Source organism: Streptomyces sp. NPDC020801, assembly GCF_044334385.1.
Taxonomy (GTDB): domain Bacteria; phylum Actinomycetota; class Actinomycetes; order Streptomycetales; family Streptomycetaceae; genus Streptomyces.
Genome location: NZ_JBIRST010000008.1, coordinates 226,462 through 241,388, shown reverse-complemented (window position 1 = coordinate 241,388; position 14,927 = coordinate 226,462). Strand labels below are relative to the sequence as shown.

17 protein-coding genes and 1 pseudogene are annotated in these 14,927 nt (G+C 69.9%); 3 read left to right on the top strand and 15 right to left on the bottom strand.

What is annotated here, in order from left to right; all coding sequences use genetic code 11:
- Nucleotides 1-280 precede the first annotated feature (280 nt).
- Together ACH4UM_RS19185 and ACH4UM_RS19180 are read right to left on the bottom strand one after the other, a co-directional pair.
- A complete protein-coding gene (locus ACH4UM_RS19185; RefSeq protein WP_398180305.1) occupies nucleotides 281-1,468 on the bottom strand; it encodes a helix-turn-helix domain-containing protein in 1,188 nt (395 codons plus the stop codon).
- Between the two features lie 108 nt (nucleotides 1,469-1,576).
- A complete protein-coding gene (locus tag ACH4UM_RS19180; RefSeq protein ID WP_398180302.1) occupies nucleotides 1,577-2,218 on the bottom strand; it encodes an HAD family hydrolase in 642 nt (213 codons plus the stop codon).
- Nucleotides 2,219-2,568: 350 nt separating this feature from the next.
- On the opposite strand from ACH4UM_RS19180, the gene ACH4UM_RS19175 reads away from it, so the two are divergent.
- On the top strand, nucleotides 2,569-3,774 hold the full coding sequence (locus ACH4UM_RS19175; protein ID WP_398180299.1) for a UDP-N-acetylglucosamine--N-acetylmuramyl-(pentapeptide) pyrophosphoryl-undecaprenol N-acetylglucosamine transferase: 1,206 nt from the start codon (nucleotides 2,569-2,571) through the stop codon (nucleotides 3,772-3,774).
- Here the strand turns inward: ACH4UM_RS19175 and ACH4UM_RS19170 are convergent.
- From ACH4UM_RS19170 to ACH4UM_RS19155, 4 genes are read right to left on the bottom strand one after another with little or no spacing between them, the layout of a single operon-like run.
- The gene (locus tag ACH4UM_RS19170) at nucleotides 3,734-4,159 is read right to left on the bottom strand and encodes a low molecular weight phosphotyrosine protein phosphatase (RefSeq protein WP_398180296.1); all 426 of its coding nucleotides are present in this window, start codon (nucleotides 4,157-4,159) and stop codon (nucleotides 3,734-3,736) included. The genes ACH4UM_RS19175 and ACH4UM_RS19170 overlap by 41 nt on opposite strands.
- Complete coding sequence (locus ACH4UM_RS19165) at nucleotides 4,144-5,292, bottom strand: DegT/DnrJ/EryC1/StrS family aminotransferase (RefSeq protein ID WP_398180293.1); 1,149 nt, start codon at nucleotides 5,290-5,292, stop codon at nucleotides 4,144-4,146. Before ACH4UM_RS19165 ends, ACH4UM_RS19170 begins: the two co-directional genes overlap by 16 nt.
- Nucleotides 5,289-6,296 (bottom strand): ATP-grasp domain-containing protein, encoded by a 1,008-nt coding sequence (locus tag ACH4UM_RS19160; RefSeq protein WP_398180290.1) that lies wholly within the window; start codon nucleotides 6,294-6,296, stop codon nucleotides 5,289-5,291. Before ACH4UM_RS19160 ends, ACH4UM_RS19165 begins: the two co-directional genes overlap by 4 nt.
- Nucleotides 6,289-7,311, bottom strand: coding sequence for a dTDP-glucose 4,6-dehydratase (locus ACH4UM_RS19155; protein ID WP_398180287.1), 1,023 nt, complete (start codon nucleotides 7,309-7,311; stop codon nucleotides 6,289-6,291). Before ACH4UM_RS19155 ends, ACH4UM_RS19160 begins: the two co-directional genes overlap by 8 nt.
- Before the next feature lie 256 nt (nucleotides 7,312-7,567).
- Between ACH4UM_RS19155 and ACH4UM_RS19150 the strand changes: the two genes are divergently transcribed.
- On the top strand, nucleotides 7,568-8,839 hold the full coding sequence (locus ACH4UM_RS19150) for a helix-turn-helix domain-containing protein (protein ID WP_398180284.1): 1,272 nt from the start codon (nucleotides 7,568-7,570) through the stop codon (nucleotides 8,837-8,839).
- 43 nt (nucleotides 8,840-8,882) lie between these two features.
- Here the strand turns inward: ACH4UM_RS19150 and ACH4UM_RS19145 are convergent, their stop codons facing one another.
- Nucleotides 8,883-9,095, bottom strand: coding sequence for a hypothetical protein (locus ACH4UM_RS19145; protein ID WP_398180281.1), 213 nt, complete (start codon nucleotides 9,093-9,095; stop codon nucleotides 8,883-8,885).
- Nucleotides 9,096-9,393: 298 nt separating this feature from the next.
- Nucleotides 9,394-9,630, bottom strand: coding sequence for a hypothetical protein (locus ACH4UM_RS19140; RefSeq protein WP_398180625.1), 237 nt, complete (start codon nucleotides 9,628-9,630; stop codon nucleotides 9,394-9,396).
- Between ACH4UM_RS19140 and ACH4UM_RS19135 the strand changes: the two genes are divergently transcribed.
- A complete protein-coding gene (locus tag ACH4UM_RS19135; RefSeq protein ID WP_398180613.1) occupies nucleotides 9,589-9,768 on the top strand; it encodes a DUF6233 domain-containing protein in 180 nt (59 codons plus the stop codon). The two genes, ACH4UM_RS19140 and ACH4UM_RS19135, sit on opposite strands and share 42 nt — an antisense overlap.
- Here the strand turns inward: ACH4UM_RS19135 and ACH4UM_RS19130 are convergent.
- The 7 genes and pseudogenes from ACH4UM_RS19130 to ACH4UM_RS19100 form a co-directional block, all read right to left on the bottom strand.
- Nucleotides 9,765-10,626: pseudogene (locus ACH4UM_RS19130) on the bottom strand (Ku protein). The gene ACH4UM_RS19135 and the pseudogene ACH4UM_RS19130 overlap by 4 nt on opposite strands.
- Before the next feature lie 445 nt (nucleotides 10,627-11,071).
- A complete protein-coding gene (locus ACH4UM_RS19125; RefSeq protein WP_398180278.1) occupies nucleotides 11,072-11,221 on the bottom strand; it encodes a hypothetical protein in 150 nt (49 codons plus the stop codon).
- Between the two features lie 690 nt (nucleotides 11,222-11,911).
- A complete protein-coding gene (locus ACH4UM_RS19120) occupies nucleotides 11,912-12,178 on the bottom strand; it encodes a hypothetical protein (protein WP_398180276.1) in 267 nt (88 codons plus the stop codon).
- Nucleotides 12,179-12,209: 31 nt separating this feature from the next.
- On the bottom strand, nucleotides 12,210-12,530 hold the full coding sequence (locus ACH4UM_RS19115) for a hypothetical protein (RefSeq protein ID WP_398180273.1): 321 nt from the start codon (nucleotides 12,528-12,530) through the stop codon (nucleotides 12,210-12,212).
- Nucleotides 12,531-12,541: 11 nt separating this feature from the next.
- Entirely contained in the window at nucleotides 12,542-13,690 is a 1,149-nt protein-coding gene (locus ACH4UM_RS19110; RefSeq protein WP_398180270.1) for a peptidoglycan-binding protein, read from the bottom strand.
- A 72-nt stretch (nucleotides 13,691-13,762) separates the two neighbouring features.
- On the bottom strand, nucleotides 13,763-13,963 hold the full coding sequence (locus tag ACH4UM_RS19105) for a hypothetical protein (protein WP_398180267.1): 201 nt from the start codon (nucleotides 13,961-13,963) through the stop codon (nucleotides 13,763-13,765).
- 1 nt (nucleotide 13,964) lies between these two features.
- Entirely contained in the window at nucleotides 13,965-14,927 is a 963-nt protein-coding gene (locus tag ACH4UM_RS19100; protein ID WP_398180264.1) for a hypothetical protein, read from the bottom strand.

The following is a 14,927-nucleotide window of genomic DNA, read 5'->3' as shown; positions in this document are numbered from 1 at the left end:
CCTTGCTTCGGCATCCGCACGTGACGATCGGCCATACGCAGGTGCTTCCGCGGACTACGACGTTCCCGGCCGCGCGCAGGGTCTTGTTGACGGCCCCGCAGTCGAAACAGGCTTCACCGTGCAGTCGGACGATGCTCACGGGCCCGTCGATCACCTTGGGCGCGAGCGGGAGTGCTTTGGGCATCCCCGGATCCCATCTGCTGGTTCCTACGCGTGCAACAGATGGTGAGGGCAAACAAGCGGCACAAGTACCCCGGTGAGGGGTAGTTGGGGCTGTCGCTCAGATGGCGGCGCACCACTCCGCGAAATTTGTGAGGGTCTCGACATCAGCGCGCTTCAGCCGCCGCAGCCTCGCGGCGTCCTCGCGCACCCACGGGTGCTCGCGGGTGTGCTGCGGGGCGATGTGACGCGCGACCTTCAGCGACTCGAACGCGTCGTCCGAGAAACCGGACCAGAGCTGGGCCCGGGCCAGTTCGATGTAGAAACCGCTGCGCCGCTCGGCCGGCAGATCCTTCGGGGGCTTCCACTCGCTGGCCACCTCAAGGGCCCGGCCGACATGCTCATCACCGAGACTCACGGCGACAGACACCTCGTGGATGCGCACCGAGTCAGGCCCGAAGGCAGTACCGAAGTAGACGTCTTCGCGCACTTGGTCGGCCAGGCCGCGTGCCTTGTCGAGGTGAGTGGCTGCCGCCGAGACATCTCGTGCCCGGCCGGCGACAACGGCAGCACGCATGTGGAGGGCACCCGTGGCCGCCTTCTCTGACGGAGCGACTGGAGAGGGAGCGGCATCCAATGCCTGCTCCAGCGCGCGGAGCCCCGCACCGTGGGCGTGTGCGGCGAAGAACGTCTCGGTGCGCACGTAGGCAACCGTGGCAGACAGCAGCGGGTCATCGGCCTCGAGGGCGGCCCACCGCATGAGCTCGATCAGGCGGGCCGACAGATCGCGGGCGCCGAACTTGTAGGCGACGGCGTCCGCCGAGCGGTACGCCCTGACCAGAAGCCCCGCCAGGACGCCCCGACTTCCCGCAGGCGCGGCGTGGTAGGCGCGGGTGAGCTCGGCCAGGAGGTCGGGCAGGTGGCGAGCGATGCGCGTGTACTGGGCTCCCAGCCGCCATTGGGCTGCTGCGGCGACCGCCTCGCGCAGCTCGTGAACGGGACGGATGGGGCCGTCCTCGGGGATGTCGTACGTGGCGAGCGCGGCCGAAAGGGCAGGCAGCGCATCGTGGACCCGGGTGTGCGCGGGGACGCGGTCGGCGTGGAGACGGGCGGGGCCGATCCCGAGGGCTTCCGCGATGGCTTCGAGGGTGCCATCACTCACCCCGCGCTCGCCGCGCTCGATCTTGCGGATGGTGCCGAGAGCGATGCAGGCGGCCTCGGCGAGCTGCTGCTGCGTCATCTTGGGGCGCATGACGCTGCGGTAGTAGGCAATCCGCGCGCCTACCTCGCCCTTGGATCGTGCGGGCATACTGGCTCCAGTTCGGTGCGTCCACTCCGAACCGTACCCGCGCCGAGACACTGTGTTTACGCGAACGGCCCCACCGGCATCCCGCCAGTGAGGCCGTCCCGTTGACGCTCACTCAGTAATGAGGGACACCAGCTGGGTGAGGCTGTCGACCCGCCAGTCCGCCGTGGCGGCCACCCGGTCGTCATCCGCCCACAGATGCCCCCACGGCCCCCGCCGAATGTGCGCGACCCGCAGCCCTGCAGCCTTCGCAGGGAAGATGTCGTTGGCCGGATGGTCGCCGACGTACAGCGTCTCGCTCGGGCCGGCCTGCGCCACCCCCTGGACCCGCTCGAAGAACTCCGGCCGCGGCTTCGCGACACCCCATTCCCCGGACGTAGCGATCAGGTCCACAGGCAGATGCAGCCCGCGCAGCAGCTCGCCAGCACGCGCGGTCTGATTGCCCGCGATGATGACGCGCAGGCCTCGCTCGCGCAGCGCAGAAAGAGCCGGGCGTACGTCGTCGTACAGGTCGCTCTCGTCCAGATCCTCGCCCAGACCGGCGGCTTCGCGGGCGCGGTACTCGGTGGCGACATCGATGCCAGGACGCACGAGCCGAAGCGCTTCAGCGTTGTCGTGCCCCTGTGCGACGACGGCCCCGACGAGCGCGGAGAGGGTGTGGCGGGGGACGTCCAGCCAGTTGGCCCACGACGCCCAGTAGCGGTCGTCTCGGGTGATCGTCTCGCCGACGTCGAACACGATGGTCTCAATCACCTCGGGGAGCCTACGCGGTGGTCGAAGAAGGCGCGTTGTCAGTGCCTCGCCGTAGGCTTATCCGCATGTCCCCCAGCCCCGATCGCCCTGGTTCCGCGCGGTCTGCCTCCGCCGTGAACGAGGACATTCGCACGCTCATGCTCGCTGCTGGCGGCCACCTGAAACCGGAGGACCGGCCCGTGTATCAACGGCTCGTCGCAGAGTGGGCAGCGGCCATACGCAGCGAGGTCGTCGCAGCCGCGTAACCCGATCGCTTCCAGCCGCCAGCGTGGATTGGGCACTTCGAGAGTCGGGCTTCGCGCTACTGTGGCCGTCCCTCTGATCTCCGCCGGACTTTGGAGCAGCCCCAGATGAACAGCGCCCCTTTCCGTCTCGTCGTCACGGGCGGTGGGACCGGTGGACACACGTATCCGGCGCTCACCGCGGTGCGCACTCTGCAAGCCAGGCTTGCCGGTGAGGGCCGGGCGCTCGAGGCTCTGTGGATCGGAACGGCCGACGGGTTGGAAGCGCGGGTTGCTCCGGCCGAGGGCATCGCCTTCACCACGGTGGTGACCGGCAAGATTCGCCGCTCCAAGAACCCGATCAAGCTGGCGTCGCCTGCGAACGTCAAGGACATGGCCCGGGTGCCCCTCGGCGTGCTGCAGGCGCGGCGGGCCATCGACCAGTTCCGGCCGGATGTGGTGCTGGCGACGGGCGGCTACGTGGCGGTCCCGGGCGGCCTGGCGACGCGGATGTGCCACCGGCCGCTCGTGCTGCACGAGCAGACGGTGCGGCTCGGGCTGGCGAACCGGAAGCTGGCGCCGTCGGCGGCGCGGATCTGTGTGTCGTCAGAGTCGACGCTTGAGCTGTTGTCAGAGTCGGCGCGCTCGGTGGCGGTGGTGACGGGGAACCCCGTGCGCCCGCAGGTGCTGTCTGGACAGGCGGACAGGGCTGTCCAGGCGCTGCAACTGTCGGGCTTCGACCGGCAGTTGCCGACCGTGTACGTCACCGGCGGGGCCCAGGGTTCGCAGCAGATCAACGAGTTGGTCGGCGAGGTGCTGCCGTGGCTGCTGCCGTACGCGAACGTCATCCACCAATGCGGCCCGGCCAACGAGGAGGGGCTGCGGGCGCGGGCGGCCGGGCTACCTCCCGAGCTGGCGGGCCGCTACTACCTGGCCGGGTTCATCGGCCCGGAACTGCCGGACGTGCTGGCGCTCGCCGACGTTGTGGTGTCGCGAAGCGGGGCGGGGACGCTCGCGGAGCTGACCGCGCTGGGCAAGCCGGCCGTCTTCGTGCCGCTGGCGTCGTCGGCGGGGAACGAGCAGGTGCACAACGCCCGACACCTGGAGCAGGCTGGGGCGGCGGTCGCGCTCACCGGTGAGGTGACGGCGGCACGGCTGCAGGAAGCAGTGCGCCCGCTCCTGTCCAGTGCCCACCTTCGGCGGAGCATGGCGGAGCGGGCACGTGCGTACGGCCGTCCAGACGCGGCCGACAGGCTCGTGGACGAGGTCCTGTCCGCCGCGTCCGGGCAGCCGGTCACTGCCGACCAGCGTGGAGAGCCGTCCCCGCCTCAATGAGGACGGCGCAGGCATTGAACGCCTCCTGGTCCTTGCCCATGGGATCGGGGACGTCGCGGTCGCCGAGGTACAGCCCGAGCTTGCGCTCGCTGGCCTCGCCGCAGATCGTGCGGAGCGATTCGAGGACGGCGGCGTCCATCGCGAGGACGCTGTCGGCCCAGTTGAGCATGTCGAGGGTGATCTGCTGGCCACGGTGGGCGGTGAGGTCGAAGCCGAGGCGCCGAGCAGCGGTGATCATCGACTCGTTGGCGGGCTCACCTTCCCACTTCCCGATCAGCCCAGCTGAGCGGACTTCCAGCTCGGCGGCGCCCCGCCGGGCGAGGGCGAGCGCAGCGAACGGCGATCGGCAGTAGTTGCCGAGGCAGACGGTTAGGACCTTGCGCACGATGTGGCTCCCACGGTCTTCAGGGCCTGGCCGAGGGCGGTGACGACCTGGTCGATGTCGGTCTCGGTGAGGTGCTGGTGGAACGGCAGCGTCAGGATCTCCCGGCCGACTTGTTCGGTGCTGGGCAAGTCGCGCCGCCACTCGGCGAACGCCGGCTGCAGGTGGTTGGGCGGGTAGTGGACGCCGACGTCGATGCCGCGGGCTTTCATCCGCGCGTGCACCTCGTCCCGGTGCGGGATGCGGACCTGGCTCAGGTGCGGCACGGAGCGGTCGGGGTCGACGTCGACCAGTCTCACGCCGTTCAGGCCGGCGAGGGCGCGCCGGTACGCGCGCCACAGGCTGCGGCGGGTGGTCTCCGTCTTCTCGAAGTGCGGGAGCTGGGCGAGGCCGATGGCCGCGTTGATGCCGGACATCTGGTACCGCAGCCCGAACCCCTCCACGGCGCAGCGGGTGGTCCTGGCGCGTTCGGCCTGGGACTGGACGACACCGAGCATCCGGATCCGGCGCAGCGAGGCGGCCTCGACACGGCCGCGCGGGATCACGACGCCGCCCTGCCCACACGTGAGGTTCTTGATCGGGCCGAAGCTGAAGCAGGTCAGGTCTCCGGTCGCGCCGACACGGCGGGCGCCGTTACGGGAGCCGAAGGCGTGCGCGGCGTCTTCCACGATGGCGATGTCCCGGGCGGCCAGCTCCTTGCGGATGCAGGAGAAGTCGATGGCCCGGCCGCCGAACAGGACCGGCATGACCGCGCGCGTGCGGTCGGTGACGGCATCCATGACGAGCCGGTCGGTCACGCACAGCGTGGCCGGGTCGACGTCCACGAAGACCGGGCTGGCGCCGACGGCGAGGATCGCCTGGACGGTCGCGCAGAACGTCATGGACGGCACGACCACCTCGTGTCCGGGGCCAACCTCGGCGGCGAGCAGCGCCGTGTGCAGGGCCGCGGTGCCGGACATGACGGCGACGGCGTCGGGGACGCCGAGGAAGGCGGCGATGCGGCGCTCGAACTCCTCGGTGATGTCCGTGTGACCGTACTGGCCGACTTCCAGCACTTGGGCGACCGCAGCGGCCTCCTCGCCGTACAGGTACGGGCAGGCGTTGCGCCCGGCTCCGGGGCTGACGGTGGTGATCATACGATGCCCCCCTTCGGGGCGGCGGCGAAGTCCAGCTCGGCGACGTCGCCGACGCGCAGGGTCTCGAGGTAGTTGGTCAGGAACACCCCGGGGCGGTAGCCGAGCTGGTCGTGGTCGACAGGCTCGCCGAACAAGCCACGCACCATCTGTCCGACGAGATCCGCGCCGGCCGCCTCGGCGAGGGCGGACCCGCCGGCGATACGGACGTTTAGCTCGTGGATGACGATCCCGTCATCGGTGATGAATCCCTGCACGCAGCTCAGGCCCTGCGCGCGGACGGCCTGCAGTGTCTTCACGACCGCGTCGTGCACGGCCTGGTCCTCGAACGTCGTGGACACGGCCACGCAGCCGTTCTTCACCAGGTCGCGCTTACGCAGGATCGTCGAGGCGCGGCCGTCGCGGTCCACGAGGCAGTCGGCGGTGAACTCGGTGCCGCGAACGTGCTCCTGCACGATCGCGGCGGGAACCAGCTCGCAAAGCACGCGGGCGTGCCGCCGCGAGTTCACCATGTGCACGCCCTGCGCGCCGTGGCCGTTGCGGGGCTTGACGACCAGTTCGACGCCATCGGGCACCAGGTCGAGGCCTTCGGGGTCCCATGTGCGCGGGGTCGGGATGCCGTGCTCGGTCAGGACGTGGTGGAAACGGGCCTTGTCAATGCAGTCGTGCACCGATTCGGAATCCGGCAGCCACAGGCGTACGTCGTCGGCTTCCAGACGGGGCCGCAGGTCGAGCATCGGCGGCAGGTCGTTCTCGATTCCGACCACGACCGCGTTCACGGCCAGGGCCCGGCACAGGCCGGTGATCGCCTCAGGGTAGTCAGGGTCCTTGGCGAGCGGGATGACGTAGGGCAAGACGTCGTCCAGGAAGAAGCCAGGGGCGAGCGGGTTGGCGTCGACGGCGACGACCCGATGGCCGAGCCGCAGCAGGCTGCGGGCCAGGCCGAAGCCGGGGTTGGCGCCGACGCCGGTGACGAGGATCCGGCGGAGGGCAGTCTGGTCAGGCATACAGGCGCTCCTTCACTGGTGATGAGGCGGTGCGCGGTGAGGGCACGGCCGGGAGCGGGCTGCGGGAGAGCGGTGCCCACCGGTCGGGGTTGCGGACGTACCAGTCGGCGGTCTCCTCCAGCCCGGCCTTAAAGTCGCAGGCGGGCCGGTAGCCGAGGGCAGCGAGCTTGCCCCAGTCCATGGCATAGCGGAGGTCGTTGGACAGCCGGTCCGGGATGTAGGTGACGCGGTCCCAGCCGACGCCGCAGATCCGCAGCAGCTCCGCTGCCAGCTCCTTGCTGGACAAGTCGGTGCCGCCGCCGATGTTGTAGGCCTCGCCCGGCGTGCCCAGGCGCAGGACAAGTTCGATGCCGGCGCAGTTGTCCTCGACATGCAGCCAGTTGCGGACGTGCTGGCCTTGGTCGTGGAGGGTGACCTGTTCGCCGCGCAGCAGGCGGGTCACGAACAGCGGGATGATCTTCTCAGGGTGCTGGTTCGGGCCGTAGTTGTTCGAGGACCGGGTGACGCAGACGGGCGCCCCGTACGTCTGCCAGTAGCTGAGCGCGATCAAGTCGCTGGCGGCCTTCGAAGCGGCGTAGGGGACGGTCGGGCGCAGCGGGTAGTCCTCGGTGGCCACGCCTTCCAGCAGCGGCCCGTACACCTCGTCCGTGGAGACATGCACGAACTTGGCGATGCCGTGCCGCATGGCAGCGTCGGCGACGGTCTGCGTGCCGATGACGTTCGTGGTGACGAACGTTCCGGCGGTCGTGAACGAGCGGTCGACGTGGGACTCGGCAGCGAAGTGGACGACCGCGGTGTGCCGCGCCATGAGGTCATCCACCAGGGCTGCATCGCAGATGTCGCCGGTGACGAACTCCAGCTTCGGGCTGAGGAAGGCCTGCCCAAGGTTGCCCTTGTTGCCCGCATACGTAAGCGCGTCGAGGACGGTGACCCGCTCGATGTCGTCGGCGCGCAGAATGCGCCTGACGAAGTGAGAGCCGATGAAACCGGCGCCGCCGGTAACCAACAGCTGCATGTCTTGCCTCCGGTGAGGATGACCGGCTGGCAGCATGGGTGTGCCGCGGTTTGGAAGGCCGGTCGAGGAGACGCCCGGCTGTTGCCGGGTGCGGTACTCACCATGGCGGCCCGCAAGACCGTTTGCGGAGCGGTCGGGAGGCATCGGCATGCGCTGTGCGGATCCGGCATACGGTGTGCATCCGCGCGCCCCTCCCAACAACACCCGGGCGTCGCTATGTTCTGCACCACCCCAACCCGGGGCCGAGGAGGTGCCCATGGGCGCGGATGCTGAGATCGGTGCCCTCTTACGCGGGGCGCGCTGCGTCGCCCGGCTTACGCAGGCCGAGGTTGGTGCGGCCTGCGGCTACTCGGCGTCGGCCGTGTCCCGCATCGAGAGCGGACGGATGAGCGTTGACTACCCGACCCTGTTGAAGATCGCCGCGTTCTTGCGGATCGCTCCCGACCAGCTGCGTGCGTCTACCGTACCCAGCACGATCAATGTCGCTACCGTGGCCGGAGGTCGCCGACCGGACGAGGAGGACGAGGTGCGTCGTAGGAACCTGCTGACGGGAGTGGTGGCAGCGGGAGCGACGGCCGTCGTCGGCGCCAGCCGTGCCGCTGCCGCGCCGGTCGATCTGGACGTGGCCCTGTTCCAGCTACCGCAAGCGGCCCCCGTGCCGCTGCCCCAGCTGGTCGCGCAAGTTGCCGCCGCCCGCCGAGACTACTGTGCCACGCAGTACGCCCGGCTTGGGCAAGTGTTGCCCGCCCTGATCGCTGCGGCGGAGGCGACCCGTGACGTTTCGAAGGGCCGAGCCCGCGACGAGGCGAACCTGACACTGGCCCGCTCCTACGTGCTGGCCGCCGAACTCGCCAACAAGCAGCACTCTGACGCGGCCTGGGTGGCCGCCGACCGCGCCCTGACGGCCGCCCGCTCCAGCAGTATCCCAGTGGCCGTGGGCGAGTCCTCGCGCCAGCTGGCCATCGCCATGCGCCGCTCGGGCCGCTCCACGGCCGCGGTGAGCCTGCTGACGAAGGAGGCAGCCGACCTGGACCCGGCCCACGACCAGACTAGGGCGGTCCGTACGACGCTGCTGCTCACCGGGGCCTACTCGGCGGCCACGGGCAAGGACCGGACGACGGCCCTTTCCTTGATGGAGGAGGCCGGGCAGGAAGCGGACCGCAGGCCGGCTGTGCCAGGTTTGTTCACCGTGGAAGCCACCCGAACGCAAGTGGACGCATACCTGATCAGCGTGTGGAACGCGCTCGGCACACCGGACGAGGCAGTCAAGGTCGCGGCCCGGCTCAACGTGGACCGCATGCCCACGGCAGAACGGCGTGCCCGGGCGTGGACAGACGTCGCTCGCATGTGGAACGCACTGGGGGATGCGCCGCAGACGTTCGCCGCCCTGCAACGAGTCGAACAGGAGGCGCCGCAGGAGGCTCGCCGGCCAGCGCTGCGTGCGTTGACTGCTGGTCTTCTGTACGGGCCGACCCGGGTAGAGGGAGTCCGGGAGTTCGCGACACGCACCGGGGCTCTGGCCAGCTGAGGCCGCAGCGCTGGCCTGTCCTTCGGAAAGCGGTACGGGATCTTCAACTTCCAGACGACTGACTCTCCGGCCAGCTGGCCAGCGTGTCACCGGTCTCCTCGCCGATGAGGACGACGTGGGCGCCGCGGAGGTTGCCGTACTCGCCGACCCAGCCGGACCATTTTCGCCGCGCGGTCGCCTCGCTGCCCCACCAGCCCCGCTGCAGCACCCGGCCGCCGGCGGTCAGGATGAGATGGAAACGCTGCGACTCATCCACAAGGCCACTCCAGCCTGAACCCGGCGATCATGCAATCGCGGCACGAGTCCCGCCACTTCAGCCCCACCCCGGGCACATCGATCCGGCAGGTCGCCACCGCAGGCGCCTCGCATGACGAGCAGCGGCGCCGATCGGGAGAGTGCGGATAGATACGGGCCTGGTATCCGGACAGGTGCCGCGGGCCGTCTGGAGCAGACTCCAGGATCGCGGGGTCGATGCCGAGGAACGCCAGGGCAGCTAGTTCGCGCCGCATGCCGCCTCCCTGCTGCCTCGCCCCCTCATGGTGCAGGTGGGTACCCTACCTCCTAATATCGAACATGTGAACGATAGGCCGCCGTCGCGACTCGAGCTGCTCCACTTCGCCCGGAGAGTCGTGGTCCAGCAGGCGACGGATGCCCTCGCCCAGCTCGACCGGTGGATCGCCGACGAGGAACGGCGACAAACGGAACGACGGCGCGGCGAGGAAGCGCGGCCGCCACGACCGGACTGGCTCATCGAGCAGGGCCTCGAGCGGCGACACGTCGTCGCAGTCCACACGGGCGAGTGCTGGATCGCAGCCAAGAGCAACCGGTGCAAAGGGGTCACACGCGTCCAAGCGCTGGACGCGCTCCGACAGCAGGTGCCGGCCTGCACGCACTGCCGACCGGACACCGAGTTGGGGCTCCTGGACTAGGCGCTGCGCGGCTTCCGCGTGCTCTTCTTCGCTGCCTTCTTCGCGGTGCTCTTCTTGGCGGGCTGCTTCTTCGCCGTCTTCTTGGCTGCGGTCTTCTTCGGCGTGGGCAGCTCGTGCACGTCGGCCTCGTTCTCTCCGCGGGAGGCCTTCGCCTTGGCCACGGAGGCGTTCAGCGCGGCCATTAGGTCGAGAACCTGGCCGGGCTGCTCCTCCGCCTCCGGCAGCTCCGGAGGCGCCCGGTGCTCGCGCTTCGCCTCGATGATCTGTTCCAGTGCCTCCGTGTAGGTGTCGCGGAACTCCTCCCCCTCGAGATCGTCGCGGGCCATGCTGTCCATGAGGGCGATCGCGCTGTCGATCTCGTCATCACTCACGTCCACCGCTGGCGGCAGGAGCTCGGACGGGTCGCGGATCTCATCTGGCCAGCGCATCAGGTGCAGGACGAGGACGTCGTCGCGGACGCGGAGGATGCCCAGGCGCTCGCGACCGTGCCACGCCCACTTGGCGACCGCCACCTTCGACGACCTGGCGAGGGCCTGCCGCAGCAGCTTGTACGGCTTGGCCGCGACCTGCCCGTCCGGGGACAGGTAATACCCTTCGCTGATCCGGATCGGGTCGACGGACTCCAGCGGCACGAAGGCCTCGATTTCGACGGCCTTCGCTGTCGGCAACGGCAGGGCGCTCAGCTCGGCATCGTTGATCGGGATGACTTGGTCCTGGGACCACTCGTAGCCCTTGCCGATCTCGTCCTGCCTGACCTCGCGGTCCTCCAGTTCGCAGATCTTCCGTGGCGCTCTGGACCTGGATAGGCACGGTCACGAGACCGAAGCTGATAGCGCCTGACCAGATGGTTCGGGGCATGGTGCACCTCCGCAATAGCCCCGAGCACCAGCAGCCTACGGTCATCCCGCACAGCACGGCATCCGGACATGCCGAAAGCCCCCACCGCCCGAAGGCGGTGGGGGCACGCTGCGGCTGCTCAAAGAGTGGGTGCCGGGGTGAGTCCGTTCTGTGCGGCCAGCGCCAGCCCCTGCCGGGCCAAGGCCACACAGCGTTGCGGCAGGGCGGAGACATCACGGCCAGCGATCAACCCATCCAGGGCGGCATGGCTGTCGTAATGGCAGTTGGGACACACCGCGCGGACCGGTGAGGCCACGGCCTTCCCCGCGGCCGTCCACCAACTCTCCGGCACGATGTGGTGCAACGTGGAGCACGGCGGTCGGGTGCCGCTTGTACAGCGTGCACGTCTGCATGAGTACCCGGCCGTCCACGACGATCAGCGTGCGCGGCATCCCAACCTCAGACATCACGCCTCCGTCTCCTCTGCAGGCGGACAACCCGGCTCGACGAACAGTCCCTCGTACTGCGGCCGCTCGCGCAGCTCATCGGTGCGCGCCGCCAGCCCGGTGACGGCCGTACGGTCCAGGCGCCGTAGCGCCCGCTCGGGATCCCGCATTCGCCCTCCTACGTGTGAGCGCGGCGCTGAACACCAACACCGCGGCCTCCGGGTTCGACGGCGTGCTCCCGCCTCCCGCCGCACTGTCCTTCCGGCACACCAGCGCATTCGGGTCGTACGCCGGCGCCTGCAGGCTGTACCCGTCCGGACACGACGGGCCTGCCGGGCCCTGCGGACCTGTCTCGCCCTTCGGCCCCTGTTCGCCCTGAGGACCGACGGCACCCGGCTGGCCCTGCGGCCCGCTCGGTCCAGCCGGCCCCGCTGGCCCTACCGGTCCCGTTGCTCCTACGGCGCCAGGGACGCCCGACGCTCCCGCCCTGCCGGGGGCACCGGAAGCGCCCGGCGAGCCCGGAGCACCAGACTGCCCCGGCGCGCCCTTAGGACCTGGCGGGCCCGGGATCGGCACCGGCACCTCCGCCCGCGCCGACAACGACGGCACCGCCCTGGTCGGATCCGGCGCCACCGGGGTCCCGCCATGCGCTTTCACCTGCTGCCGAAGCGCCCGCACGTCTCCCGCCAATGTCGACACAGCGCTGCCACGCAGATCTGCCTCGGTGGCCAACTGGTCTGCTCGCCGCGATTCCTCGCCGATCTGCAGGAACGCCACGCCGAGCCCGCCCCCCAAGACCAGCAGCGCCGCCATAATCCACAGCAGATGCCGGGCCCGGTACAACGCACTCTCGGTACGCGTCACGCCGCCCCTCCCAGCTGCTGCACCAGGAGCCGGAGCCGGGCCGTCTCCAACTTCTCTGCGGCCAGCTCAGTGCGCAGGGCCGCGACTTCGTTCCGCAGCTCCGTGCGCTCCTCCTGGAGCTCGTCTGTCAGACTCTTGAAACCCGTCACCGCGTTGCCCTCCCGGGCTGCCCGATTGGCGCCCCGGGAGCCGTAGATGGCCGCCGCCGCGGCCACAGGCCCCGCGATCAGCGCGGAAACGGCCGTGACCATCCCGGCGTCCATCCCACCTCCCGGGCGCGCTCAAAGGGCAGGATCAGGCTCCGGGCTCGACGGCGTGACGCGGGCCGCCCGGTGACGTGGCGCGCTCCAGCGCGGGCGCGATCCCGGACGGCTTCCACACGGTGTGGTATGCGACCCCGATTGCGATCGCCGCGGTGAGTACGCAGGTCACGATGGGCTTGCCGTGGAACTGGTCGCCGAAGTAGGCCGTGCCGAGGCCGTCGCCGGTGGCGACGACGAGCATGAGAGTGCCCTTCACCCAGCTGACCCATCTCGGCTGGTTGACGAAGGCGATCGCGAGCGGCAGGACGTAGCCGAGGGCCGCGGCCCACAGCTCAGCGTTGGACAGAGGCATGATGCACTCCTTCAGGCGGTGACGGTGAAGCCGTGGCGCTTGCCGAGCTTCGTCAGGCTGGTGGTGCCGGGGATGCCGTCGTATGGGCCCGGCACGCCGGCCCGGCGCTGCCAGTGCGCGTAGGCGGTGATGGTCTTGGTGCCCCACGACCCGTCGCGGGCGAAGGCGCTGTCGAGGAGGCCCTCGGTCATGAGCGCGGCCTCGACGATGCGGACGTCCGCCGGGTGGGTCTGGTGACCCTGCGGAGCCCCGGGGTCGGTCTGTGCCGCGGCCCGCACGTGGGCCAGTGAGACCGTCGGAGCCGGGGCGCTGGCGGCCGGGATGTAGCCGAGCAGCTGCTTCAGGGTCGTTGGGCCGGGCACACCGTCCGCGTCCTCATGTGGCGCCATCCCGGTGTAGCCGAGGCTCTGCTGGTAGTCGCTGTAGTTGAGGGTGTCAGCGTCCGACCATGTCGGCCCCGGGCCCTGTGCGTAGTGCTGGCCGAAGCCCTTTGCCACGAGGGCCTCGCCGACCTTGGCGACGTGGTCGCCGTGCGCCCCGTAGCCGTACGCGAGGCCGTTGATCACGACCTGGTAGCGGGCGATTTCCGCCACTGGGGTCGGCGTAGGGCTGTCAGGGCCGGGCCAGGTGTAGGAGGTGACCGCAGTGCCGCCGCGGTAGTCGTTCGGGTCGGCGGTGGGCGGGCAGCCGTCGGGGAAGTGCGGGGCGAAGTAGCCGGTGACGTAGCTGCTGGTGCGGGCGTGGCTGTGGGACCAGACGCCGTTGCCCTGGCCACCGTCGCTCGCGCCGGCCTGGATGCTGTTGCCACCCTTGGTGTAGACGTTGTCGGCGTCGAAGCCCACGACTATCTCGGTGTGGCTGCCGTTGCCGAAGTCGACCCAGGCACCGACGGAGGGGTATTCGGACCACTGGCTGTGCTGCTTGGCCCAGGCCGCCATGGCGGCCACCGACGCGGTCTTGGGGACGATCGCGTCCAGACCGACGTCGTGGTACATGTCCCAGTCGAAGATGGCGCACCAGGCGACGCCGTCCCAGCCGTATTCCTGGCCGAACTGGGTGTGGTTGTCCCAGCCGACGCTGCTGGACCAGTGCTCGTAGATGCGTTCGGGGACGGCCATCACGTGGTCGAGTAGTCGCTTCCAGTCCGATGCTGTTGCCATGAGTGCCCTCCCGGGCATGCGGAAGCCCCCGGCAGGCGGGGGCTGGTGAGGGGGAGAATGGTCCCGGGCGGATCAGGGCCGGCCGGGCCCGTCACCGAGGTAGAGGTGTAGTTCCTCGCGGTGCTGTCGGAGCGCGCTCTCGACGAGCGCAGCGTGCCGAGCCGCGATACGGCGGACCCGGGAGTGCGCCCACCAGGCGGCGAGCGGCACCCACAGGGCGTCGGCGAGGAGGTTCGGCCACAACTGGCCCCAGGTGGAGGTGAGCCAGCTCACGTCAGCGGACCTTGTTGTCGTGCGCCCACGCCTTCATCGCCCGATACGCCTCAACCAGTCGAGGATCCAGGACAGGAGACGGAGAAGGAGTGGGCGCGGGAGGAGGGGAAGGCACCGGAGTGGGCGTCGGCTGCGGTTGAGGCGCGGGCGGGACGACCGCCGGGAACGGCTTGCCAGTCAAGGCCTCGTAGTCCGCGGCGAGCGCCGTCAGATCGACGCCCTCCAGGAAGTCCGGGTGCTCGAGATGCTCGGGCCAGATCACGACCCAGACTTCCTCGACCTTGCGCCGCCAGTAGGCGTCGGTGAACGAGGTCTCCTCAGCCCAGGTCTCCATGCGCTCGTCGCCGCCGAGCGGGCCCGGGCCGGGTGCACCGTAGCCCGAGGTGAGGACGGAGTGGGCGCCCTCGTCCGGGCTGCTGCGGTGGTAGTCCCACGGTTTGCCGTCGGTGAAATCCTGCTGGTTGGCTTTCTGGACGACGATGCCTGTCCATAGACCACCGAAGACTGCGATGGCGGCCTTGACCTGGTCGGGCTGCGTGGGGTCGACCTTGGCGAACGCGAGCGCCTTCGTCCCGTCCGGGCCGCCGACCTTGACGAGGTACTCCAGCAGCGTCTGGATGTCCATGCCGCCGTCGGCCGGCGAGCCGGGCCCGTTGACGCTCGGGTCGCCGTTTGGGTCGAAGCCCGGGTTCTGCGTCTTGTAGATCTCCCAGACCTGGTCCTGCGACGGGTAGTTCTCCGCCCCGCAGATCGCGGTGACGAGGCGGCGCATGTTGGCCCAGGTGACAGCCACACAGTCGCCCGCGCGGTCGTTGCCGAGCATCTGCCAGCCGTCGTTGAGGGCGGCGAGGTAGTCGGCCGCGGCCGGGTGCGCGGGGATCTTCCCCGTGAGGACGCGCGAGAGGGAGAGAGCGGGCCGTCGGCTAGGCGCGCGGCGACCGAACTTGCGGGTTGCACTGGTCAC